This window comes from Chelativorans sp. AA-79 (assembly GCF_029457495.1).
In the GTDB taxonomy this organism is placed as follows: Bacteria; Pseudomonadota; Alphaproteobacteria; order Rhizobiales; family Rhizobiaceae; genus Chelativorans.
The window spans coordinates 5,206,813-5,229,114 of sequence record NZ_CP120361.1 but is presented as its reverse complement, the minus strand read 5'-3'; the positions used below and the strand labels follow the sequence as shown (position 1 = coordinate 5,229,114).

The following is a 22,302-nucleotide window of genomic DNA, read 5'->3' as shown; positions in this document are numbered from 1 at the left end:
TTTCTACTCCTCCTGCGCCGGAATGCGCGCGCCGGTCTCGTGCCAGGCGGCGAGCGACTCCGAACGCGTGAAATTGGCCCCGGCCACCGCATCGCCGATGATAGTGAGCACCGGGCCGGCAAGATCCGTACGCTTCTCGAGAGCGGGCAGGTCGGAAAGCGTCCCGTGGAACAGGCGGCGCTTGCCGAGGCTTGCGTTTTCGACCACGGCAACGGCCGTATCGCGGGAAAGACCGGCTTCGCGAAGGCGACCCGCGACCTCGGCTGCGGTCGAGCGGCCCATATAGACGGCGACAGTCGCGCCTTCGATGGCAAGCTTCGCCCAATCCGGTAACGCGACGCCCTTGAGGTCGTGTCCGGTCGTGAAAACCATCGAGGAGGCCACGCCGCGCAAAGTCAGCGGCAGCTCGAAGTCGGCGGCCGCGGCGAAGGCGGCCGTGACGCCCGGCACGACCTCATAGGAGATGCCGGCATCCCTGAGCGCCGCCATTTCCTCCCCGGCGCGACCGAAGACCAGCGGATCGCCCGACTTGAGTCGCACGACACGCTTGCCAGCGCGCCCGAGCGCAACGAGGAGTTCGTTGATCTCGGCCTGAGTCTTGGAATGGCAGCCCTTGCGCTTGCCGGCGGCGATGCGTTCCGCATCGCGGCGCCCCATGGCGACGACAGCTTCCGGCACCAGCGCGTCATGCACGATCACGTCGGCTTCCATGAGCAGCCGCTGGGCGCGCAATGTAAGCAGATCTTCCGCACCGGGGCCGGCACCCACCAGCGCTACGTGACCGGGCTCGGCGCCCTGCGCCAGCAGCAGCGCCTCGGCTGCTTCGGCCGCGCGTCGGGCGTTACCCGCCTCGATGGCACGGGCCGGGCCGCCGGTGAAGAACGCTTTCCAGAAGCGGCGGCGCACCACACCTTTGGCCAGGCGGCGCTCCACCGCATCGCGGTAAGAGGCCGCGAGAACAGCGAGCCGCCCGAGCGAGGGCGAGAGCATCCGGTCGATGCGGGCGCGAATCATCTGGGCGAGCACCGGGCCGGCCCCTTCCGTGCCGATCGCCACGGCGACCGGGGCACGGTTGACGAGCGCGGGCGTGAAGAAATCGCAGAGTTCGGGCCGGTCCACGGCATTGGCGGGAATGGCCCGCGCGCGCGCATCCGCGACAACGGCGCGATCCGACCGCTCCTCGCCGGTGGCGGCGAAGGCGAGAGCGGCTCCATCGAGATGAGCAGCCTCGTAGGGGGCGCGGACAAGTGTCACCCCGTTCGCGGCCCCCCAATTGACGAGCGCCGGCTCCGGCGCTTCGGCGACAACCAGGATCTCGGCAGCCGATTGTGCCATCAGCCGTGCTTTGGCCAAGGCTTCTTCGCCGCCGCCGATGATGACGACGCGACGTCCGTCCACCCGCATGAAAACGGGGAATGCGTTCAGCTTTGCCGTTTCGCCAGCCATGAAAGCGATTGCTCCTGATCAGTGGGTCGAATTGTGCCCGTGGGTGCGAAATTTCAGAAGAAACCCAGTCGCGTGCTGCAATCCAGCGCGCAATCGCTTTTTCGCCCCCGACCTTGCGGAAGGAAAAATCATCCCCCTGTGTTTCCGGGTTGCCACGCCATTGTGGAACGCCGCCCGCACTCCGGGAGTTTTGTGTATGAGCGAGTGAACTTCAAGCATGGAGAGTGAAATGGCCGGCATCCGGCTCCAAAACGGCATCTGGGTTCTCGTCGCGGATGGCGAGAAGGCGCTGTTCCTGCACAACAAGGGCGACGCCGAATACCCCAACCTCGAAGTGGTGCGTGAGATGCGCGACGAGAACCCGCCCACGCGCGAACAGGGCACCGACCAGCCCGGCCGCTATTTCGACGGCGCGAACGTGCACAAGAGTGGCTTCGCCGAAACGGATTGGCACCGTATCGAGAAGGAGCGTTTTGCAGAGGAGATCGCAGAACGCCTATACAAGATGGCTCACAAAGGCCGGTTCGAGAAAATCGTGCTCGTCGCACCGCCAGTCGTGCTCGGCGCTTTACGCAAGGCGCTGCACAAGGAGGTCGACGCGCGGGTGACCGGAGAAGTGCCCAAGACGCTCACCAACCACACGGTATTCGATATCGAAAAGGCGTTGACGGGTGGCGGAGCACCCACCTTCCCCTTGCAGGGCGGCTCTCGCGTACGGTGAGCCGTGGCGGCCAGCCAGCGCTCAGACGTGCTGCCCGCCATTGATGTGGATCTCGGCACCGGTCACGTAAGAGGCGTGCTCGGAGCAGAGGAAGAAAATCGTGTCGGCGACTTCGGACGTCTGGCCGAGGCGGCGAAGCGGGATGGATTCCACCAGCGTGTCGGTGCCGGGCGAGAGGATCGACGTCTCGATCTCTCCCGGAGCAATCGCATTCACGCGGATCCCGTGCGGCCCGAAATCGGCGGCCATCTCGCGTGTCAGCGCCACCAGAGCGGCCTTGGAGGTGGCATAGGCCGTCCCGGCAAACGGGTGCACACGGCTGCCCACGATGGATGTGACGTTGACGATGGAGCCCTTGGCAGCGGCGAGTTCCTTGAAGAGCCCGCGCGCCAGCATGATCGGCGCGAAGAAATTCACCTGAAAGACATCGCGCCAGACATGCATGGGCGTGTCGATGGAGTTCATGCGCTTGCCACCTTCGAGCTTGGGCGAGATGGCGGCATTGTTGACCAGCGCGTTGAGCCGGCCCCCATTTGCAGCGAGCCGATGGCGGATCTCTCCGATCGCGATGCCCACGCCCTCCTGGTCGGAAAGGTCGAGCTGAATGTGGTCCTCCGGCCCCGCCGGCCAAGGGCAGTCTTCCGCGAAGGGATGCCGCGAGCAGGTGATTACTCGCCAGCCCTCGCGCGAGAAGCGCTTCACCGTCGCATGACCGATGCCGCGGCTCGCGCCTGTCAGGACCAGGGTCTTTCGATTGTCGGTCTCGCTCACCGCATCCTCCGTGCTTCCCGGCCTATGTAAGCCCTGAACATGGCGAAAGCGATAGCGTCGGAGCTAATTGCCAAGGATGACGTCGAGAATGGAGAGATGGCGCCGCTGCGGCGGGCCACCCACATCCGCAGGGGGAACCGGCCGGCCATCGATCCGGCCGCGCTCTGCCGAGGACGGGATTGCCTCGGGCCGCACGTCGTCCCCCACGGCGTTCTGCGGTGCAGAGTTCGACGCCTGGAGGGGCCGGGCCGTTTGAGGTTCCGGCCGCCACTTGCCGGGGAGTCCCGCCACCGGCACGCCCTTATGAGCTGCGGTCATGAATTCGCGCCAGGCCTGCGCCGGCATCGAACTGCCCGTGGCCTCTGTGGGGCGGCTGTCGTCATTGCCGAACCAGACACCCGTCACCAGGTTGGAGGTGTAGCCGACAAACCAGGCGTCGCGCGAATCTTGCGTGGTGCCGGTCTTGCCTGCCGCCGGCCAGCCGAAGGCGGCGGAACGCCCGCTGCCGTATTCGATCGTGCCCGCCATCATCGAGTTCATCATGCCGGTGATCTCCGGACTCGCCACGCGCGGGACGCGGCCGGTGTTGTGCTCGTAAAGCACCTTGCCGGAGGCCGTCGCCACCCGCTGCATGAAATGCACGTCGGGCCGGAAGCCGCCATTGGCGAAGGGCACATAGGCGGCTGTCAGCTCCAGCGGCGTGACTTCCGACGTGCCGAGTGCGATGGAAGCGTTGGCGTTGAGGTCCGATTCAATTCCCATGCGATGGGCCACCTCGACCACCGCTTTCGGCCCCACCTCCATCGTGAGCTGTGCCGCTACCGAGTTCAGGGACCGCGCCAGCGCCTCGGCCAGCGTGACCTGGCCGTAATACTTGCCGCGATAATTTTCCGGCCGCCACCTGCCGATCCTCACGGGTGCATCGTTGCGCACGCTGAGCGGCGTACGCCCCTGTTCGAGCGCAGCCATATAGACGAAGGGCTTGAAAGCGGAGCCAGGCTGCCGGCGCGCCTCGGAAGCGCGATCGAACTGGCTGTTGGCATAGTCGTATCCTCCGACCATCGCGCGCACGGCACCTGAGCCGTCGATCGAAACCAGTGCGCCCTGGCTGACTCGCAGCTTCTTGCCTTCTTCGTCGATCAGGCGGCGGATCGATTTCTCGGCAACCCTCTGCAAATGGAGGTCGATCGTCGTCCTGACGACAAGATCCTGCTGGACCGTGCCCACGAGGGCCGGCAGTTCCTCCATGATGCGATCGGCCACATAGTGTTCCGAACCCGTCCAGAACGCCGCCGCGCGCGTGGCGGGCGCACTCATCGCCGCCGTGAGTTCGCTGTCGCCGATCATGCCTTCTTGCCGCATGGCGGCGAGCACCACCTGCGCGCGCCCTTCGGCCGCCTGCGGATCGCGGGCGGGAGAGAGCCGCGACGGGGCCTTCAGCAGACCGGCAAGCAAGGCGGCCTCGGAAAGCGTGACATCGCGCGCGGATTTGTTGAAATAGCGCTGCGAGGCAGATTCCACGCCATAAGCGCCGGAACCGAAATAGACGCGGTTCAGGTACATCTCCAAAATCTGGTCCTTGGTGTATTTCTGCTCGAGCCAGATGGCGAGCAGCATTTCCTGCACCTTACGCTCGATCGTACGGTCGGGCTTTAAATAGAGGTTCTTGGCAAGCTGCTGGGTGATGGTGGACCCGCCTTGGCTGAGTTCGCCTTGCACGACGTTCTCGGCCATCGCGCGGGCAAGCCCGATCGGATCGACGCCCCAATGGGAATAGAATCGCCTGTCCTCGATGGCGATCACTGCCTGCGGGATATAGGGCGACATTTCATGCAGCCCGATCGCCTCACCGCCCGTCATGCCGCGATTGGCGATCAGCGAGCCGTCGACCGCCAGGATCTTCACATTCGGCGGCCGGTCGGGAATGGCCCAGGTGGTCAGGCTCGGCATCTGCGCGCCATAGAAGGCTACGAGACCGACCGCGGCGATGCCGGCCCAGAGGCCGAGAACGATCGACCAGTAGACGACTCCTTTCAGAAAGCCGGCGAAACCGCCGCCCCGCCGGGAGCGGCTCGGGCGCCGGCGGGCCTTCTTCTTGCTCTTCCGCCTTCGCTGCGGCGGCACGACGCGGTCCGCGGCGGTCACCGACAGCGTGCCGGCACGCCGCGAAGCGGGCGTGCCGAAGGTCGGCTCTATACGCCTTTTCCGAGTGGCTTTTGCCATTCCCCAACAATTCCCTGTCGCCAAAGGCGGCGTCGTCCCGCCCTGGAGGCTAAACGTCGCAATTTAAGGGGGCGTTAATGTCATCTTTTTGGAAAGCCTTGCTTTTTCAGCATATTGTACAGATCACAGGAGTGTTGCTGCACAGCGCTCTTCCGGTGTCATGCCCGCCAAGCGCCCTCTTGAAACGGGCCTCAATCGACATAGGTTGGCAAGCGAGGCAACGACCTCGCCCAATCGGGTGGAACGTCCGGGACGGCCCGGCCTTGCAGAAGGAGGGCCGTTATGGCTTGGATATTGCTGATCGGCGCGGGATTGCTGGAGATCGTCTGGGCTTTCTACATGAAGCAGTCAGACGGGTTCAGCCGCATGATGCCGACGATCATCATGGCGGTTGCGATGCTTGCCAGCGTGGCGTTGCTCGCGCTTGCGATGCGGTCGCTTCCCCTCGGCACGGCCTATGCCGTCTGGACCGGCATCGGCGCGGTTGGGGCTTTCGTGATGGGCATTGCCGTTCTCGGGGAGGCGGCAACCCCGGCGAGGCTCATCGCCGCCATCCTCATTCTCGCCGGTCTGGTTATCATGAAAGTTGCAAGTTCCTGAGGAAATCCGGGTTCAGGCGGCTGCCTTCGCGGTGCGCCTCGAGAGCCGGTCGTGCAGCTTGTTCATGAGCCGGCAAGCCGATTCGGCCTCTCCCCTGGAAAGACCCATCAGCGCCTGCTGGCCAAAGCTGGCCGGCTGGTCCGTCAGCCGGTCCCAAACCAGCCAAAACCCTGTCGGATCGAGGAAAAATTCATATCGGAGCCCTTCGACGCTCATTCTCTCAAACCTCACTTGTCATTGTTTGCCGGGGAACTATCGCCAGCAGGTAAACAGAGGTTGAAAGGTCCTTACACCTTTGCGGAAACCGCCGTACTGCGCTCGTGCCTGGCAGCGGCCCGTACAATTTCTGAAACCCTGGCCGGACTGCGACGTTTGGCCACCATGATGCAGGATGAGACACGTGATCGCAGGAACCAGCTAGCGGCGGACCCGCACGGTCTTCGCCGCGGAGCGCACCTATGCGGCCTGGGTGAGGACCGGGCTCGCCGCGCTTGCGAGCGGCATCGGCGCCAAGGCCCTTCTGGAGGACATGGTTCCGGATTTTCTGATCGTCGCCACCGGCACCATCCTGGTCCTGTTCAGCGCCTTCTGCTTCGGCACGGCGGTCTGGCGCGAGATCAATCAGGGGCCGCCGCCACCGCCCCACGAGATTAAGCGCCTCCCGTCTCATCTCCTGGTGTTCGTGAACGGCTTCCTCGTTCTGGTGGCGTTCGCGGCACTTGTCGGCATCTGGTTCGGAAACACGGGCGGTTAGCCGCAACGCCTCCTTCCGCCCTCCTGCGCGGCCGAGGACCTTCGCCGCGAACCGCGGCTTACTCCTCAACTATGCGCGAAGATATCTTCCTCGTCCCAACCCATGAGGTCGAGCTTTGCCCGGGTCGGCAGAAATTTGAAGCAAGCTTGCGCCTCGCGCACCCGGCCGTCGCGCTCGAGGCGGTAGGCAAGCACCTCGCGAAGGCGGTGAAGATACAGCACGTCCGATGCAGCGTATTCGAGCTGCTCGGGCGTCAATTGCTCGGCCGCCCAGTCCGAGGATTGCTGGGCTTTTGAGATGTTGACACCCAGGAGCTCGGAGCAGATATCCTTGAGCCCGTGCCGGTCCGTGTAGGTGCGGGTGAGCCGTGAGGCGATCTTGGTGCAGAAGAGCGGATCGGCCATGACGCCGAACGTATGGTGGAGCACGGCGACGTCGAAGCGGGCGTAGTGAAACAGCTTCGTGACGCGCCGATTGCGCAACAGCGCCACGATGTTTGGCGCGCGCCGCTGCCCCGCCGCGATCTGGACGACGTCCGCCGTGCCGTCCCCCGGCGAAAGCTGAATGACGCACAGCCTGTCACGATGCGGATTCAGGCCGAGCGTTTCGGTGTCGATGGCCACGGCCTCCACGTCGTAGAGGGACAGGTCCGGCAGGTCGTACTGGTGAAAACGGATGGTCATCGGTTCAATTTCCTGGCCGGCGCGGCGAGGACCCGCGACCCAGGAACGCGGGCCTTATGGAAGGACTGAAGCTCATATTTCTCGCTCGGGAAATGAATACGGTCGTCCGCGACAAGAGTGATTCCATGCCGGGAGCGCGCTGAAAATTGCCGACGATCGGATTGGATCCGCGCATGGCGGTGATCCTTTCAGGCCGGAGGTGAGGGAGGTGAAAAAGGGGCCGCAAGTGCCCCTTTCCGTTCCTGGCGCATGGCTTACCAGTAAGGGCAGCTATTGTCTTCCAGGTAGTTGTGCACGGTGACCGCGCCGGAGATGATGTCCGCCTTGGCCTCCTCGACGGCATTCTTCATCTCGTCGGTGATGAGCGACTCGTTGTACTCGTCCACTGCGTAGCCGACTCCTTCCTCCTTCAGGCCGAGATCCTGCGCGCCATAGGTGAATTCGCCGTTCTTGGCGTCCATGAAAGAATCGTAGACCGCCTGATCCACGCGCTTCACCATCGAGGTGAGCACATGGCCCGGATGGAGGTAGTTCTGGTTCGAATCCACGCCAATGCCGAGCTTGCCCGCATCCGCCGCCGCCTGCAGCACACCGACACCGGTTCCGCCGGCCGCATGATAGATCACGTCGGCACCTTGGTCGATCTGCGTGCGGGTGATCTCCCCGCCCTTGGTCGGATCGTTCCAGGCCGCCGGCGTGTCGCCGGTGTAGTTTCGGATGACATTGGCGTCCGGCTTTGCCGCCTTCACGCCGCCCACATAGCCGCACTCGAACTTGCCGATAAGCGGCACCTGCATGCCGCCGACGAAGCCGACGGTGCCGGTCTCCGAAGCGAGCGCGGCGAGCATGCCGACGAGATAGGAGCCTTCCTGCTCCTTGAAGGTGACCGAGCGCACATTGGGCTGGTCCACCTTATCATCAATGATGGTGAAGCTCACATCCGGGTAGTCCGGAGCCACCTTGTCGAGGAACTCGACCCATGTGAAACCCGCCATGACGATCGGATCGTGGCCGCGTTCGGCGAAGCGTCGCAGCGCCTGCTCCCGCTGGGCATCGTTGGAGATCTCGAATTCGGCATATTCGATGCCGGTCTCCTCCTTGAATCTCTCCGCGCCCATATAGGCCATTTCATTGAAGGATTTGTCGAACTTGCCACCTAGATCGTAGAGGATGGCCGGCGACAGCTCCTGGGCCGTGGCCGAGGTGGCCATCGCGGTTGCAGCCAGGAGGCCGAGAACGATACGCTTCATGTGATCCACACCCTGTCGGTTGCTCTGACACCAGGCCCGCGCCATACGGGAATGCGCACGGCGCGTTGAGCCCAGGCAGGATTTTTCATCCTGCTTGGGCGTCACTCTTGCACGGGCGTTTTGAAAATTCCACGCGGAAATTGCAGGTGGGGAGCGCTTCGCCCCCACGCATTTCGCGCCCCGGCGCGCTACTGAAGGGCGGATGCTCCGGGCGTGGGGCAGCTCACGCCCGTGCCCTGAAGGCCGCAATAGCCGCCGGGATTCTTGGCCAGATATTGCTGATGCTCCTCCTCGGCGAAATAGAAGACCGGCGCAGGGGTGATCTCCGTCGTAACCGGCTCGTGGCCGGCACCCTTCAGCGCCTTTTCATAGGCGTCGCGTGAGGCCTCCGCCTCCGCGCGCTGCGTGTCCGTTGTCGTGTAGATGGCGGAACGGTAGGTGGTGCCCACGTCGTTGCCCTGGCGCATGCCTTGCGTGGGATCGTGGCTTTCCCAGAACACCTTCAGAAGCCCAGCGAAGGAAACCACCTTCGGATCATAGACGACGAGCACCACTTCCGCGTGGCCTGTGAGCCCCGTGGTGGTCTCGCGATAGGTCGGGTTGGGCGTCAGTCCGCCCGCGTAGCCGACAGCGGTGACCCAGACGCCTTCCATCTGCCAGAACAGACGCTCCGCACCCCAGAAGCAACCCATCCCGAACAGCACCTGCTCGGCCCCTTCGGGATATGGACCCTTGAGCGGGCGGCCATTGACGAAGTGCTTCTCTGCCGTGGGGACCGGCTGCTGACGGCCGGGCAAGGCCTCCTGCGGAGAGGGAAGCCTGAGTTTCTTTTCCGAAGCCTGAAAGAACATCGTGGTCCTCCTTAATGGGGCCTACCGAGCCGCGGCGAGGAGATCACCTGGCCGGTGCCGCCGGCGGCCGGCGGCATGAAACAGGAATGCGATGAGGGCAAAGACGAGCCAGCCCGGCAGCAAAAGGATCGAGGTTATCGCCGGGTCCCAAAGGAAGGGGACGTGGTGTGCCTTGAGGAAGTGCTGAATCGCCACGAGTGTCTCGGGAAAGTTCTCCCGCCAGCTCTCGCCGAGCGGCGTGAAGATCCACGCGCCGGCGGCAATGGTGCGCGTTGCGTCGACCACCGCCATCACGACCGCGACGGCAAGGGCGAAGAGCGCGAGGAGCCGGAAGATGAAACGCATCGTTACAACCCGATACCGATTGATAACAGGAAATAGGCAGGCAAGCGACGTTTGGCAATCTCATTCCGGGTCCATATGCCGCCGAAGCGGGAGAAAAGCCGTCCCGGCATCTTGGCATTCGCCGGCAATTCGACTAGATGAGCCCCGGGCATCGCCGGATGCCCCGTGCAGCAGGTCGCTCCGGCGCCTTGCTGCCCGCGGAGAGGTGGCCGAGTGGTTGAAGGCGCACGCCTGGAACGCGTGTATACGGGAAACCGTATCGAGGGTTCGAATCCCTCTCTCTCCGCCATTGCCGCCGATTGCCGCACAAGTTAGCCAGTTATCTCTTTAACTATCCAAACAGATAGCGTCTTGCGAGGCGATTGCCCTATGGATAGAGGATCTCGCACGTTCTACCATGTAAGATATACGCCATAGTCTGCTTTGCTTTTGCTCGGGCATGACCGGCTTGGGGCCGACAGCCGACCGTCCGTTTTCAGGTCGCACCCAGCGGATAGCTGCTCTTCAGCAAGCGTGAAGAGTTTCGGGTGCCGGCAGGCGTGACGAACGTCCCCGAGGAAGGAACCCGCGGGCCACAGTCGACGGCTATGGAGATTTCGATCTGCGGCTGATGTCGGCGATGGCGTAGCCGCCAGCGGCAAGCATCGGTATGGACGCGGACGGGCCGCTTCGTTGCGTCTCCGCGCGGTGTTGCCGGCCCGGCACGCGGCTGGTTGTGGCCCTGTCGGCCTCGCTGATTACCACGGGCACGCGTGGATCCGTTGCCGGAGATTGAGCGCCTGCGGCTCGGAGCTGAAGCATGTCATGCCGGGTCATGGAACGTCTCCCGGTTCGCCGTCGAAGTGTCCGACGGTCCACGAAGGCTGCCTCCACCGTTCAAACACCTCGATGACGATCATGCGTCTGCCGCAGCAGGGGCATGCCGGGCGGAAGTCTTCCGGCTCCGGCGGTTGATCATCCCTGACGGGAGTGGCGACCACGAGCAGTTCGCGGGCGAGCGCAAGGCCGCCTTGCGTGCGGAGCTGGCGAGCAGGCCGTAGTGCCGAATGCGGTGGAAGCCGCGCGGCAAGACGTGGAGTAGGAAGCGGCGGATGAACTCGTCGGTCGCGAGCGTCATGACCTGCCGCCGATCCGCTCCGTCGCGGCGATAGTCCTTATAGCGGAAGGTGACGCCGCTCTCGTCGAAGGCGATCAGGCGACGGTTCGAGATCGCGACCCGGTGCGTGTAGCGCGACAGGTAGGCGAGCATGGCCTCCGATCTCGCGAACGGCGCCTTCGCGTAGACCACCCAGCGCTTCTTCCTGACGGGAGACAGGTACCGCAGGAAGGCGCGTCGGTCTGCCAGCTTCGCCGCCGATCCGAAGAAGACGAGACGGCCGGCGTCGTGCAGCACGACAAGCCGGGTCAGGAACAAGCGGCGGAACAGCTTGCCGAGCACGCGCACCGGAAGAAGGAAGGCTGGGCGCGACGAGACCCAGCGCTTCTCGTCCGGCGCGATGCCGCCGCCCGCCGCGATCATGTGAACATGCGGATGGCGCGTCATCGCCGAACCCTCAGGTGTGGAGCACGGCCGTGATGCCGATGCACGCGCCGAGGTGCCTGGGATCGGCGGCGATCGTCAGCATCGTCTCCGATGCCGCCTTGAACAGCAGGTCGTAGACGAGCGCCTTGTTCTGGAACGATCCCGGCGACCTCGGTGGGCAACGTGAACGCGACATGGAAGTAGCCGACCGGCAAGAGGTCGGCCTCACGCTCGGCAAGCCATGTCCGCGCTGCCGCGCCCTGGCACTTGGGACAATGCCGTTGCGGCAGCTGTTGTAGGCGACCCGCCAGTGGCTGCAGTTCTCGCGGCTTCGATGTGACCGCCGAGAGCGGCTGTTCTCGATCGCCGTCATGACCTTGTCGAGCGGGCTCGTTACCGTGCGCACCGTCCGGGTCGCGACCTTGGCGTAGAAGGCGGTGCTGTTCAGCTTGGCGTGCCCGAGCAGGACCTGGATGATCCGGATGTTGGTACCGGGCGTCGGGATCTGCCGCGCGCGCACCTTCGGTGACAAGGCAACCCGGACAGGACGCATCGCGGCTGTTCTAGTCAGAAGTTGACGCGGTCGCCGCCCTTGAGCTCAAGGATCTCGCGGGCGTCGTCCGGCGTGGCGATCTCGAGGCCGAGGCCCTCGATGATCTGGCGCACCTTGGCCACCTGCTCAGCATTTGACTTGGCAAGTTGACCCGGAGCAAGCCACAGCGAATCCTCCATGCCGACGCGCACGTTGCCGCCCATGGCGGCCGCGATCGCCGCAACCGGCATCTGGTTGCGCCCCGCCCCCAGCACCGACCAGCGATACTGATCGCCAAACAGCCGGTCGGCCGTGCGGCGCATATGCGCGACATCTTCGGGATGCGCGCCGATACCGCCGAGGAGGCCGAACACAGACTGCACGAAGAAGGGCGGCTTGACGATGCCGCGATCGGCGAAATGAGCAAGCGTGTAAAGATGGCCGATATCGTAGCACTCGATCTCGAAGCGCGTGCCGTTCTCAGCGCACTTGGTCAGGATGTACTCGATATCAGAGAACGTGTTCTTGAACATGCCTGCGCGGGAGGCCTCAAGATAAGGCTTTTCCCACTCGTACTTGAATTCCTTGTAGCGATCGAGCATCGGGTAGAGGCCGAAGTTCATCGTGCCCATGTTGAGCGAGGCGATTTCCGGCTTGAAGTGGGCAGCGGGCCCGACGCGCTCCTCGATAGGCATGGTCGGCGCGCCGCCGGTGGTGATGTTTACGACTGCTGCCGAGCGCTGCTTGATCACTTTCAGGAACGGCTCGTAGGCTTCCGGCGTCTGCACCGGCCTTCCGTCCTTGGGGTCGCGGGCGTGCAGGTGGACGACGGCCGCGCCCGCCTCGGAGGCGGCGATTGCGCTGTCGGCGATCTCTTCGGGCGTGATCGGCAGATGCGGCGACATGGTCGGCGTATGAATCGAGCCGGTGATGGCGCAGGTGATGATGACCTTGCGTTTGGCGGCCATGAAAGTCTCTCCCTTTGAAATCGTGGTGCGGATCGCCGCGCCTACCAGTGGACCAGGGGAAGGCCCGCCACCGGCGCGCGGAAATATGGAATGGTGTTGCCCTTGAGGCTACCGAGATAGACCGTGCGAAGGTCAAGACCGCCGAAGGTGACGCTGGCAAGCCACGGCGCGATCGTGCCACCGGATGCGGCGAGCGTGTCGAACCGCATCGGCTTGCCAGAGGCGAACTCGGCCTCGAAGGCGGCCGTCTGCTGCGGATCGCCATCCTCGAGCAACGTCAGCGCCTCACCATCGGGCGTGATCGCGACGAGCCGGTCGGCGAAGATCATGGTGCACCACAGATTGCCATAGGCGTCGAAGGCAAAGCCGTCGATTAGCCCGTCGCCGAGGTTGGACGGACCGTACACCTCGCGGTCCGTCAGCGAACCGTCCGGTTGGACCTTGAGACGGACAACGCGCTTGCCGCAGGTCTCCGCGACGTAGAGCCACTCTTCTTCCGCATCGAGCCGGATTTCGTTGGTGAAGGCGAAGCCGTCGGCGACGACGCGGATGCCCTTCTCGTCGACGAGAGCGATGTAACCGTCGGCCAGATCGCTGCGGATCGCATCGCTCCAGGGGTTCACCATGGTCGAAACCGTGATCCAGATGCGATCCTTGGAGTCGCGAAGGACGAAATTGACCTTGCCCATCGGCTTGCCGTCGATCGTGTCGTGGAGAACGCGCGTCTCGCCCTTACGGGTCATGATCTCAAGCCGATCGGTGCCGAAGTTCGAGATCAGAATGTCGCTGTTGCGCGCAAATGCAAGACCGTTTGGCAAGGTGCCGGTAAGGAGGCTCTTGGCCTGGTCGCCGGCAAGGTCGAAATGCTGGCTTTGCGACTGGGTGACGAGATCCTGCCCGCCATCGGGGGCAATCCGCATTACGCCACCGCGCGCGTCGGCAGCCCAGAGCGTTCCATCGCGCTCGGCGAGGATGCATTCGGGCCGTTGCAGATTCGTGCCGATGGTGCGGATCTGCGACCGGTCGACCTGCCAGCCCTTCAGCGGGTTCGGTCCTTTTGGCGATGCGCTCATCGTCTCCTCCCTCCGTGGCACCTAGTCTTCGAAAATCGCGACCGCGCGAGTAAAGCCGGCCGAAGCCTTTTCGATCTTGAAGGGGAAGCAGGCGATCACGTAGCCGGTCGGCGGTAGCTGATCGAGGTTCGCGAGCTTCTCGATATGGCAGTAGCCGATTTCCATGCCGGCCCGGTGGCCCTCCCAAATCAACGAGGCGTCGCCGGTCTCGGCGTAGCGCCGGGCGGTATGTATGAAGGGCGCGTCCCAGCTCCAGGCGTCGGTGCCAGTGACGCGCACGCCGCGGCTCGTGAGGTATAGCGTCGCGTCCCTGCCCATGCCGCAGCCGGAGGCGAGGTAATCGTCCTGCCCGTATTTGACGGCAGCCGAGGTGTTGACCACAACGATGTCGCCCGGCTGGATCTCGTGGCCGACACGCTCCAGCTCTGCTTCGACCTCGCCGGCCGTGACGACATGCCCGTCCGGCAGATGACGGAAATCGAGCTTCACGCCGGGGCCGAAGCACCATTCGAGCGGAACCTCGTCGATGGTGAGCGCGCGCTTGCCGCCATCCATGGTCGAATGGAAGTGATAGGGCGCGTCGAGATGCGTGCCGTTGTGCGTCGACACGACCAGTTGCTCGACCGCCCACCCCTCGCCCGCCGGAAGCTGGTCCTTGGTCAGGCCGGGAAAGAAACCGATAAGCTGGCCGATCGATTGCTGGTGGTCGATATACGTGATCTGCGGTTCGGTGCCCCTGGGATCGGAGGCGATGCCTGCCTTGAGCGCGGTGGAGATATCGACGATGCGACGTGCCATGGCTTGAACTTTCCTATAACAGGCCGAGGGAGATGCTCGGGAAGAGCACGATCAGGATGAGGCCGAAGAGCATCATGAGGGCGAACGGCGCGGCGCCCATGAAGACGTCTTTGAGCGAGATGGCGGGGTCGTCCAGCGCGCCCTTCACCACGAAGACCGACAAACCCATCGGCGGCGTCAGAAGGCCGATCTCCACAGCCAGCACCGTGATAATGCCGAGCCAGATAAGGTCGATGCCGAGCGATTGGGCCACGGGCAGCGCCAGCGGCACGGTGATCAGCATGATCGAGGAGGAATCGAGAAGCGTGCCGAGCAGCACCAGAACGGCGATGTAGAAGAACAGGAAGCCGTAGGTCCCGACATCGAGCGCCACGATCCATTCGGTCAGGAACACCGGCAGGCCGGTGAGCGCCAGCATGCGGCTGTACATCGTCGCCGCGATGATCAGGAAGCAGATGGCAGCCGTGATGTGGCCGGTCTCCAGCGTCACCTGCCACAACATCTTTGGCGACAGGCGCCGCTTGGCAAACGCGATGAGGATGGCGCCGAGCGCCCCGATCGCGCCCGCTTCAGTTGGCGTAAAGATGCCGCCATAGAGCCCGCCGAGCACCAGCCCCACGAGCAGGACGATCGGCAGCAGCTTACTGGCGATTTCCTGCACTGCGGTCCAGCCGGAGGTGTCATAGCTGGACGGTGCCACCGCCTTGCCTGTAAAGCCGCTCCAGAAGCGCACCATCAGCCAGATGCCGACGCAGAAGATGACCGTAACGAGGACACCCGGGCCGATGCCTGCGATAAAAAGCGCGCCGACCGACTGTTCCGCCAAAATCCCGTAGAGGATCATCAACAGGCTCGGCGGGATGAGCATGCCGAGGATGGACGAGCCGACGACGACTCCGGTCGCAAAGCGGCCACTATGGCCGGCGCGTATCATCTCCGGCACGGCGATCTTGGTGAAGACCGCCGCTGATGCGATCGAGATGCCGGTGATCGAGGCGAAGATGGCGTTGGCGCCTACCGTCGACATGCCGAGCCCGCCGCGCAGGCCCCCGAGAAAGCGCGTCGCGACATCGAAGGTGTCGCGGCCGATATTGGCGCGGCTCACCACAAGGCCCATCAACACGAATAAGGGTACCACGCCGAAGAGGTAGCTGGAGATACTCTCGCGCGTAGCCAGCGACAGGATGCGCGCAGCCTGGTCGGCATTGTCGCGCAGAATCCAGATGCCGAAGAAAGAGACGAGCGCCAGCGCGATCGCTACATGCATGCCGGTATAGATGAGGACGAGGATCGCGCCGAGCGACCACAGGCCGATCTCGATGCCGCTCATCGTGCCGCCTCCCTCGACACGCTGCGGAAGGTGGCAAGCAGGATGGCCAGCCCGCGCAGCGCGAAGGCGATCAGGAGCGCGCTCGCCCCGATGAGGACGATGAGATAGGTCGGCCAGATCGGCGCCAGAAACTGGCCGACCGTGCCGATCATCTCGTTGCGCCCGTAGCTGCGCACAAACAGCGGATAGAAGGCGTAGACGAGCACACCGACGAGGCCGGCACCGATGAAGTGCATCGTCGCGTCCAGCACGCCTCCGACTTTCGGCGCCCTTGAACGCAGCAGCGTCAGGAGGCCGTCTGCGCGCGTCAGCTTGCCGCGCAGAAGCGTGTTGGCGATCTGCAGGAACACGATGCTGAGGATCAGCATCGACACGATCTCCGGTACGCCGGCGATCGGCCGCCCGAAGAAGAACCGGCCGACCACGTCCGTCGTGATAAGGACCATGATGAACAGGATTGCGGCCGTCCCGATCACGCTCATCGCCGCGGTGACGCGATCGAAGGAGCGGGACAGGGTGTCGAAGCTCCGCAGACCGGTGGCTTGATCTTCCGGTGTTTGGGACACGGGTTTCTTTCCGGGGCTCGTGTGGGAGGCTGCGGAGCACGCGCCCCGCAACCCCGGCGCGATCAGCGCTGCGACCAGTCGCGTGCCAGGTTCACGCCGGCATCCTTGAGCTGCGAAACGTAAGCGTCCAGCACCTCGGAGCCGGCAAGTCCCTGACCGTCGGCATTCATCGCCCAGGTGTCGGCGATCTGCGGCAGGGCAGCCGCCCACCTGGCCCGCTCCTCGTCGCTGAGTTCGGTGATCGTGGCGCCGCCGTCCTCGAGCTGCTTCAGCGCCGCCTCGACACGCGTGTTCTGCTCGGCGATGTAGGCTTCGGTGTAGGCGATAGCGCCTGCGCGCAGCGCCTCCTGCACCTCGGCCGGCTGGCTGTCGTACCAGTCCTTGTTTGCAACGAGCGAGCCGGCATACTGCGCACCGAAATTGGTGATAAGCACATGCGGCGCCACCTCCTGCAGCTTGGCCGGGGCCGCTGCCGTCGGGAAGACGATGGTGCCGTCGAAGACGCCGGTCTGGATATCGTTGTAGTAGGTGGTCAGGTTGCCCGCCACGCCGACGGCGCCGGTTCCCTCCAGCCAGTTCACGGCCGGTCCCGGCGCGCCGATCTTATGACCTTTCAGATCATCCATGGAATCGACCGGGAAGTTGGTCATCAGGAGATAGTTGTCGAGCGCGAAGCCGCCGCCGAGATATTCGGCATTGTAGTTCTCCCAGGACTCGATCATGCCCGGGATGTCCCGATGCAGCTTGTCGACGGCATTAATGACGATCTGCGGGTCGGACGAACCGAACGGCGTGTAATAGGTCACGTTCTGCAGCGGCAGCGCCGTTGGCTCGAACACCGTCGGCACGACGCCGACTTCGGCAAGGCCGTCCTCGATGGCTTCGAGTTCGCCGCCCACTGCAGCAAGCGTGCCGCCGTAGGCCTCGCTCCACCGAATGGTGTAGTCGGTGCCTTCCAGCGCCTTGTTGACGGTCGGAATGAACGTCTCGGTGATGTGCTTGACCCACAGGAACACCGGCGGGTGCCCGTTGACGACGGTGACAGGAATATCGCCGGCCTCGGCTGGCATCACCGCCGAACCTGCCAGCATTGCGGCCATTGCGGCCAGACGGATCGAATTCCCCATTTTAACCTCCCTGAATGATCTTCCACCCTGCCGGCATCCCGACCTCCACGTCGAGCTGACCGGATATTCCTAGTCGGCTCCCGCCAGCGCGCGCGTGCCCGCGGCCAGGTAGCGCACGACCCTTTGGATCGAGGCTTCCGTGCTCTCCTCGTCACACAGCCCGTCCGACAGCGCGCCGACGCGTCCGGTGCGGGCGATCATCAGCATGCCGACGGAGATCGCGTTCATGTAGGCCCAGACAGCGTTCTCGCGATCCAGGCCCTCGACATGCTCCTGAAGTGCCGCGATGAACTCCTGAGCGATGGCGTCGAAATTTCGCGAGGTCAGTTCTACCGAGCGTTCGTCGGTGCCAGACGCGATCTGGACAATGATGCGCGAATAATGTTGGCCATCGCCGGCGCTGAGTTCGATGGTCGGACGCATCAGCGCGTCGAGGATCGCTTCGAGCGTCACCGTCCCGCTACCGAGAACCGCATGCAGCAGGCGGCGCCGACGGTCGTTCACCTTGCTCGCATGGCGCGCGACGACCTGTTCGAACAGCGCTTCCTTCGATTGGAAATGATAGTGGATGAGCCCGAGATTGACGCGCGCTTCATCCGCGATAGCCCGCGTCGTCGCGCCGTCGAAGCCGAGATCGGCAAATACACGCTCGGCGGCATCCATGATGTCCCCGCGCACATCTCGCCGCACTGCCTTACTCTCAGCCGCCGTGGTCACCACGTCCCTCCGCCCTCAATCGCCAACCGGTCTCCTCGTGACGAATAGGTCAACTGACCAAGTCATATGACCAAAGGGATCTCCTGTCAATTTGGCCGGGCCTGACCTTTCCATCGACGATGCCGTCCCCGGTCTGATCGGTCGGGTTAGGGGACTTCGCTGCGGCCGCTGACCGGCACCCTTGGCCGTCTTCTGCCGGTCCGGTTTCGGGAAGAACGCGCGCGGAGCTGTCGTTCGTGCTATGATTGCCGCCTCACGGCGTGCTCCAACATCGACTGGGACACGTTGGAAGATGCGATGCGCGAGGAGCTTGAGGCGCTGTTCGCCGATACGAGCTTTGGCCGGCAGAAGCAGATATAAACCAAGCGTTAACTTTGCGTTCTCGCTGCCCGCAGAAGCAGGTCGAAAGCTTCGGTCCCTTGCTTGAGCGCACCGTCTTCGATGCGGTGAATGAGCGCAATCATCTCGCACAGGACCGGTGTAGCGACGCCGGCAGCGCGGCCAAGATCGCAAATGACTCCAAGCTGAGCATCGACTTCGGTGCGGCGCTTGCGTACGGCAAGATCGCGCCAGACGCCGGAATGAGTTTTGGCCGTATGCCGGTTGAATTCCGCCAGATTCGCAATCGACCGGCGTGCTTCCACTTCTCCCGCATTCGCCACGAATGCGGCCGGGTCGAAGCCGTTGAAGCCCTTAGGGGCAACATTGCGCGCCCTTGCCACGGCGCAGACTTCGCGTCCAAGACAGTCAAACACCGCAAAGCGAGCCGGATCGGCGAAATTCTCCGACATGCTGTCATGAGTGAGCGCCGTTGCATACAGCATCGCGCCATAGGCGAGCTTGCCCCAGAGATAAGCCCAGATATCCTCTGTAAGGGTCGCCTCAGGTTCGAAGTCGTACAACAACGCGTGCATGGCGCGCGTACGCTCCCGGATCTGTCCATCGATTTCGCCGACCACCACCGCACCACGATTGCCATAGAGCACACGTCCCGGGCCGAGCCAATCGGCACCGAAATTGACGAACGCTCCCATGGTCCGTTCCTGGCCGACGATCGACGCGATCGCCAGCTCGTTCAGCCCGTTCTGGGCTGAAAGGACAAACCCACCCTCGGCCAGATGCGGCAGGAGCATGCGGCAGGCTTCGCCGGTGTGCTGCGCCTTCACGGCCAGCACAATGCGTTTGTACTCACCCGTGAGCGCGTCCGGTGTCACCGCATCAACCCGCTGACGAAACTGCGCCACAGGACCTTCGATGGTCAGCCCCTCGGACGAAATCGTATTCACATGGTCGGCAACCACATCGACCATCAGAATCAGATGGCCTGCGCGCCCCCAGTGGGCACCCAGAGCACCTCCAACCGCCCCGGCACCCCAGATGAGAGTCGGCTCGCTCATTGCGCCCCATCTTCCAGCGTTTCGACGAAGAACACCTCACCGTGGCTTGCCACATGCAGCCTGCCGTCGCTCGTCACCCAGCCGCGGAACATGCCGTCGGTATTATAGGGCGCGGTGACATTGCCCTTAGCATCCACCGCCACCGCGCCGGCGCCGATGCCGTAAGATTTCAGGTCCTCGCGGATGACCCTGTTCGCCGCTGCCTCCAGCGTCTCGCCCAGATACGCGACGCGGCTGGCGATCTCGTGCCCCACCACGAGACGAATGAAGTATTCGCCCTGCCCCGTGCCGGACACGGCGCAGACGCCATCGCGCGCGTAGGTCCCGGCGCCGACGATCGGCGAATCCCCCACCCGGCCTACGGGCTTGTTGTTGTAGCCGCCGGTCGAGGTGGCCGCGGCAAGATGACCGCTGCCGTCGAGCGCCACCGCGCCCACTGTCCCGTGCTTCTCCGATTCGGAAGCGGCCGCAAAAGTGCCGGCCTTGGCGTGCGCCTTCATGGCTGCGAGTGCCTTCTGCCGACGCTCCGTAGTGAAATAGTCGGGAGCAACGATGTCGAGACCGTTGCGCTCGGCAAAACAGTCAGCGGCGGCGCCGGTCAAAAGCACCGCGCTGCTTTTTTCCATGACCGCGCGTGCCGCCTTCACAGGGTTCCTGATCCGCGTTGCCGCACAGACCCCGCCAGCATCGAGGTTCGAGCCGTCCATCATCGAGGCGTCGAGTTCGTGCTCGGCATTCTCGTTAAGCGCGGCGCCGTAGCCGGCATTGAAATGCGGAGAATCCTCCATGACAACGACGGCCGCCTCAACAGCGTCGAGCGCGGAGCCGCCCTTCACCAGCACGGCCCATCCCGCCCGGAGTGAAGCTGCCAGATCGGCGCGGGCGGCTTGCCATTCCTCCTCGCTGAGACCGAGCTTGGCCATCACGCCGCAGCCGCCATGGATCGCCAGTGCAATGGGTGTCATCGTCGCTCCTTCCCTGGCTTCACAGGTCCGCCCGCCGGAAGACCTGCGGGCGGAAGGCTTCGCGGCTTGTTATTTCGCCGGACGGATGTTCATGGCCAGCGTGTCCTCGTCGGAACGGGGCACGATGGTGAGGTTCTTCTTCATCGCCCAAGCCGTAACGATGGAAGCGATGGGGAGGTTCGGCCGGTCGGTCGCGACGAGCGCGTTGGCCTCCTCGAGCAGCTCGCGCCGCTTCTCCTCGTCCATCTCCACCGCCGCGTCCTCGATCAGCTTATCCATCTCCGGATTGGAATAGCCGCGCACGTTGAAGGCGCCGAGCTTGGTCTCGGGGTCGTTGGTGTGAGCGAGCGAGGACAGCGTGTAGTTCGCTTCGCCGGTGAGGGTGCCCCAGCCGGACATGGTGAGCGAATATTCGCCGCGCGTCTTGGCCGGGAAGTACACCGCGCCCGGCGCCGCGTTGGCTTCCGCCTTGACGTTGATACTGGCGAGCATTTGGGCGATGGTCGTACCGACGTCCTTGTCGCCCGGCAAGCGATCGTTAGTGAAGGAGAAGGTGACGGTGAATCCGTCCGGATAGCCAGCCTCCGCCATCAACCCCTTGGCCCGCGCGACGTCGTATTCGGGAACCTCAATGTCGGGATTGTAGCCGAAAATGTTCGGCGTCACGAGTTGGCTCTGCGCCGTGCCCATGCCCTCCATGGCGATCTCGGTGATCGTATCCCGGTCGATGGCAAGATCGATTGCCTCCCGCACCCGCGGATCCAGGAACGGGTTCTTATCGAGCTTGGATCCATCCTTGGCCGTGATCTGCGGGCTGTCTTCGCGGAAATCGAACTCGACATTGAACAGATAGACGCTGTTCTCCTTGATGACGGTCAACGAGGAATCGCGCTCCAGCACCGGCACGTCGGCGGACGGCACACGGGCGATCAGATCGACCTGCCCCGCCTTCAGCTGCGCCACGCGCGCGGCATCGTTCGGAATCTCCTTGCGGACCACCTTGTCCCAAGGCTCTTCGCCGCCCCAGTAGCCGTCGAATTTCTCCAGAACCAGCTCTTCCTTCGGAGTCCAGGAGACGAATTTGTAGGGTCCGGTGCCGATGGCGGCTTTGCCGGAATTGAAGCCCTCGTTCGCCGTTTCCTGCGTGGAATAATCCTTGGCGGCGGTGTGCGAGACGACGAACAGGCGGATAAAGTCGTTGGGCAGCGTGGGCGCTGGACCGTCCGTCTTCACGCGGATCGTGTACGGGTCGACGATCTCGACCGACTGGACGCGGCGCACATAGATCGTCGTCGGGTTCGGGCCGGCCACGTTCGGGATGCGCTCGATGGAGAACTTCACGTCTTCAGCCGTGAAGTCCGAGCCGTCGTGAAACTTCACGCCCTTGCGCAGCTTGAACTCCCAGGTGGTATCGTCGATGGCCGTCCAGCTCTCGGCGAGCCCCGGCTCCAGCTCCAGATTGTTGCCGGATTTCACAAGCGTGTCGTAGATGTGCTTCATCGCCTCGGCGTGGGTGCCGGCGGCGGTGAAATGCGGATCTATGGACAGCGGTCCGGCGCGCACGCCGATGGTCAGGTCCTCCGCCAGCGCATAGCCCGATGTGCCGGCCATCAGGGCTGCGGCAAGTATCGCCGCGCGTAAGTGCGTCTTGAAATTCATCGCT

Annotated in this window: 21 protein-coding genes, 1 tRNA gene and 2 pseudogenes; 4 read left to right on the top strand and 20 right to left on the bottom strand. The window is 63.9% G+C overall.

The features are described from left to right. Nucleotides 1-3 precede the first annotated feature (3 nt). Entirely contained in the window at nucleotides 4-1,446 is a 1,443-nt protein-coding gene (gene cysG, locus PVE73_RS25460; RefSeq protein ID WP_277364903.1) for a siroheme synthase CysG, read from the bottom strand. A gap of 229 nt (nucleotides 1,447-1,675) precedes the next feature. Between cysG and PVE73_RS25455 the strand changes: the two genes are divergently transcribed. Beyond that, nucleotides 1,676-2,167, top strand: a complete 492-nt coding sequence (locus PVE73_RS25455; protein WP_277364902.1) for a host attachment family protein — start codon at nucleotides 1,676-1,678, stop codon at nucleotides 2,165-2,167. 21 nt (nucleotides 2,168-2,188) lie between these two features. Here the strand turns inward: PVE73_RS25455 and PVE73_RS25450 are convergent, their stop codons facing one another. Together PVE73_RS25450 and PVE73_RS25445 are read right to left on the bottom strand one after the other, a co-directional pair. Then, nucleotides 2,189-2,938: an SDR family oxidoreductase gene (locus PVE73_RS25450; RefSeq protein WP_277364901.1), complete on the bottom strand. Its 750-nt coding sequence runs from the start codon at nucleotides 2,936-2,938 to the stop codon at nucleotides 2,189-2,191. Between the two features lie 63 nt (nucleotides 2,939-3,001). Further along, nucleotides 3,002-5,161 carry a transglycosylase domain-containing protein gene (locus PVE73_RS25445; protein ID WP_277364900.1) on the bottom strand — a complete coding sequence of 720 codons (2,160 nt, stop codon included), beginning with the start codon at nucleotides 5,159-5,161 and terminating at the stop codon, nucleotides 3,002-3,004. A 282-nt stretch (nucleotides 5,162-5,443) separates the two neighbouring features. Here PVE73_RS25445 and PVE73_RS25440 point away from each other — a divergent pair, with 282 nt between their 5' ends. Beyond that, nucleotides 5,444-5,761, top strand: coding sequence for an SMR family transporter (locus PVE73_RS25440; protein ID WP_277364899.1), 318 nt, complete (start codon nucleotides 5,444-5,446; stop codon nucleotides 5,759-5,761). Nucleotides 5,762-5,773: 12 nt separating this feature from the next. On the opposite strand, the gene PVE73_RS25435 is transcribed toward PVE73_RS25440, so the two are convergent. Continuing rightward, nucleotides 5,774-5,977: a hypothetical protein gene (locus PVE73_RS25435; protein WP_277364898.1), complete on the bottom strand. Its 204-nt coding sequence runs from the start codon at nucleotides 5,975-5,977 to the stop codon at nucleotides 5,774-5,776. Between the two features lie 253 nt (nucleotides 5,978-6,230). Here PVE73_RS25435 and PVE73_RS25430 point away from each other — a divergent pair, with 253 nt between their 5' ends. Further along, on the top strand, nucleotides 6,231-6,515 hold the full coding sequence (locus PVE73_RS25430; protein ID WP_277364897.1) for a hypothetical protein: 285 nt from the start codon (nucleotides 6,231-6,233) through the stop codon (nucleotides 6,513-6,515). 65 nt (nucleotides 6,516-6,580) lie between these two features. Here PVE73_RS25430 and PVE73_RS25425 read toward each other — a convergent pair whose 3' ends face one another. From PVE73_RS25425 to PVE73_RS25410, 4 genes are all read right to left on the bottom strand, one after another. Further along, nucleotides 6,581-7,198, bottom strand: a complete 618-nt coding sequence (locus tag PVE73_RS25425) for a ribonuclease D (protein ID WP_277364896.1) — start codon at nucleotides 7,196-7,198, stop codon at nucleotides 6,581-6,583. Nucleotides 7,199-7,452: 254 nt separating this feature from the next. Further along, nucleotides 7,453-8,448 (bottom strand): BMP family ABC transporter substrate-binding protein, encoded by a 996-nt coding sequence (locus tag PVE73_RS25420; RefSeq protein WP_277364895.1) that lies wholly within the window; start codon nucleotides 8,446-8,448, stop codon nucleotides 7,453-7,455. Between the two features lie 188 nt (nucleotides 8,449-8,636). After that, the gene (gene msrA / locus PVE73_RS25415; RefSeq protein ID WP_277364894.1) at nucleotides 8,637-9,299 is read right to left on the bottom strand and encodes a peptide-methionine (S)-S-oxide reductase MsrA; all 663 of its coding nucleotides are present in this window, start codon (nucleotides 9,297-9,299) and stop codon (nucleotides 8,637-8,639) included. Between the two features lie 21 nt (nucleotides 9,300-9,320). Beyond that, the gene (locus PVE73_RS25410) at nucleotides 9,321-9,644 is read right to left on the bottom strand and encodes a hypothetical protein (RefSeq protein WP_277364893.1); all 324 of its coding nucleotides are present in this window, start codon (nucleotides 9,642-9,644) and stop codon (nucleotides 9,321-9,323) included. A gap of 199 nt (nucleotides 9,645-9,843) precedes the next feature. On the opposite strand from PVE73_RS25410, the gene PVE73_RS25405 reads away from it, so the two are divergent. Further along, nucleotides 9,844-9,933: transfer RNA gene (locus PVE73_RS25405), tRNA-Ser, on the top strand. Nucleotides 9,934-10,456: 523 nt separating this feature from the next. Here PVE73_RS25405 and PVE73_RS25400 read toward each other — a convergent pair. From PVE73_RS25400 to PVE73_RS25345, 12 genes and pseudogenes are all read right to left on the bottom strand, one after another. Beyond that, nucleotides 10,457-11,526 (bottom strand): annotated as a pseudogene (locus tag PVE73_RS25400) (IS91 family transposase); the annotation flags it as partial. Between the two features lie 13 nt (nucleotides 11,527-11,539). After that, a pseudogene (locus tag PVE73_RS25395) lies at nucleotides 11,540-11,659 on the bottom strand (integrase); the annotation flags it as partial. A gap of 74 nt (nucleotides 11,660-11,733) precedes the next feature. Beyond that, entirely contained in the window at nucleotides 11,734-12,666 is a 933-nt protein-coding gene (locus PVE73_RS25390; RefSeq protein WP_277364892.1) for a 3-keto-5-aminohexanoate cleavage protein, read from the bottom strand. A 41-nt stretch (nucleotides 12,667-12,707) separates the two neighbouring features. After that, nucleotides 12,708-13,739, bottom strand: a complete 1,032-nt coding sequence (locus PVE73_RS25385; protein ID WP_277364891.1) for an SMP-30/gluconolactonase/LRE family protein — start codon at nucleotides 13,737-13,739, stop codon at nucleotides 12,708-12,710. A gap of 21 nt (nucleotides 13,740-13,760) precedes the next feature. Next, on the bottom strand, nucleotides 13,761-14,537 hold the full coding sequence (locus PVE73_RS25380) for a cyclase family protein (protein ID WP_277364890.1): 777 nt from the start codon (nucleotides 14,535-14,537) through the stop codon (nucleotides 13,761-13,763). A 13-nt stretch (nucleotides 14,538-14,550) separates the two neighbouring features. After that, complete coding sequence (locus tag PVE73_RS25375; protein WP_277364889.1) at nucleotides 14,551-15,867, bottom strand: TRAP transporter large permease; 1,317 nt, start codon at nucleotides 15,865-15,867, stop codon at nucleotides 14,551-14,553. Continuing rightward, nucleotides 15,864-16,433, bottom strand: coding sequence for a TRAP transporter small permease subunit (locus PVE73_RS25370; RefSeq protein WP_277364888.1), 570 nt, complete (start codon nucleotides 16,431-16,433; stop codon nucleotides 15,864-15,866). Before PVE73_RS25370 ends, PVE73_RS25375 begins: the two co-directional genes overlap by 4 nt. A 62-nt stretch (nucleotides 16,434-16,495) precedes the next feature. After that, nucleotides 16,496-17,560 carry a C4-dicarboxylate TRAP transporter substrate-binding protein gene (locus PVE73_RS25365; RefSeq protein ID WP_277364887.1) on the bottom strand — a complete coding sequence of 355 codons (1,065 nt, stop codon included), beginning with the start codon at nucleotides 17,558-17,560 and terminating at the stop codon, nucleotides 16,496-16,498. A 69-nt stretch (nucleotides 17,561-17,629) separates the two neighbouring features. Continuing rightward, the gene (locus tag PVE73_RS25360; protein WP_277364886.1) at nucleotides 17,630-18,277 is read right to left on the bottom strand and encodes a TetR/AcrR family transcriptional regulator; all 648 of its coding nucleotides are present in this window, start codon (nucleotides 18,275-18,277) and stop codon (nucleotides 17,630-17,632) included. A gap of 368 nt (nucleotides 18,278-18,645) precedes the next feature. Beyond that, nucleotides 18,646-19,674: a 2-dehydropantoate 2-reductase gene (locus tag PVE73_RS25355; protein ID WP_277364885.1), complete on the bottom strand. Its 1,029-nt coding sequence runs from the start codon at nucleotides 19,672-19,674 to the stop codon at nucleotides 18,646-18,648. Beyond that, nucleotides 19,671-20,639: an isoaspartyl peptidase/L-asparaginase gene (locus PVE73_RS25350; protein ID WP_277364884.1), complete on the bottom strand. Its 969-nt coding sequence runs from the start codon at nucleotides 20,637-20,639 to the stop codon at nucleotides 19,671-19,673. Before PVE73_RS25350 ends, PVE73_RS25355 begins: the two co-directional genes overlap by 4 nt. Nucleotides 20,640-20,708: 69 nt before the next feature. Then, the gene (locus PVE73_RS25345) at nucleotides 20,709-22,298 is read right to left on the bottom strand and encodes an ABC transporter substrate-binding protein (RefSeq protein ID WP_277364883.1); all 1,590 of its coding nucleotides are present in this window, start codon (nucleotides 22,296-22,298) and stop codon (nucleotides 20,709-20,711) included. Nucleotides 22,299-22,302: the final 4 nt, after the last annotated feature.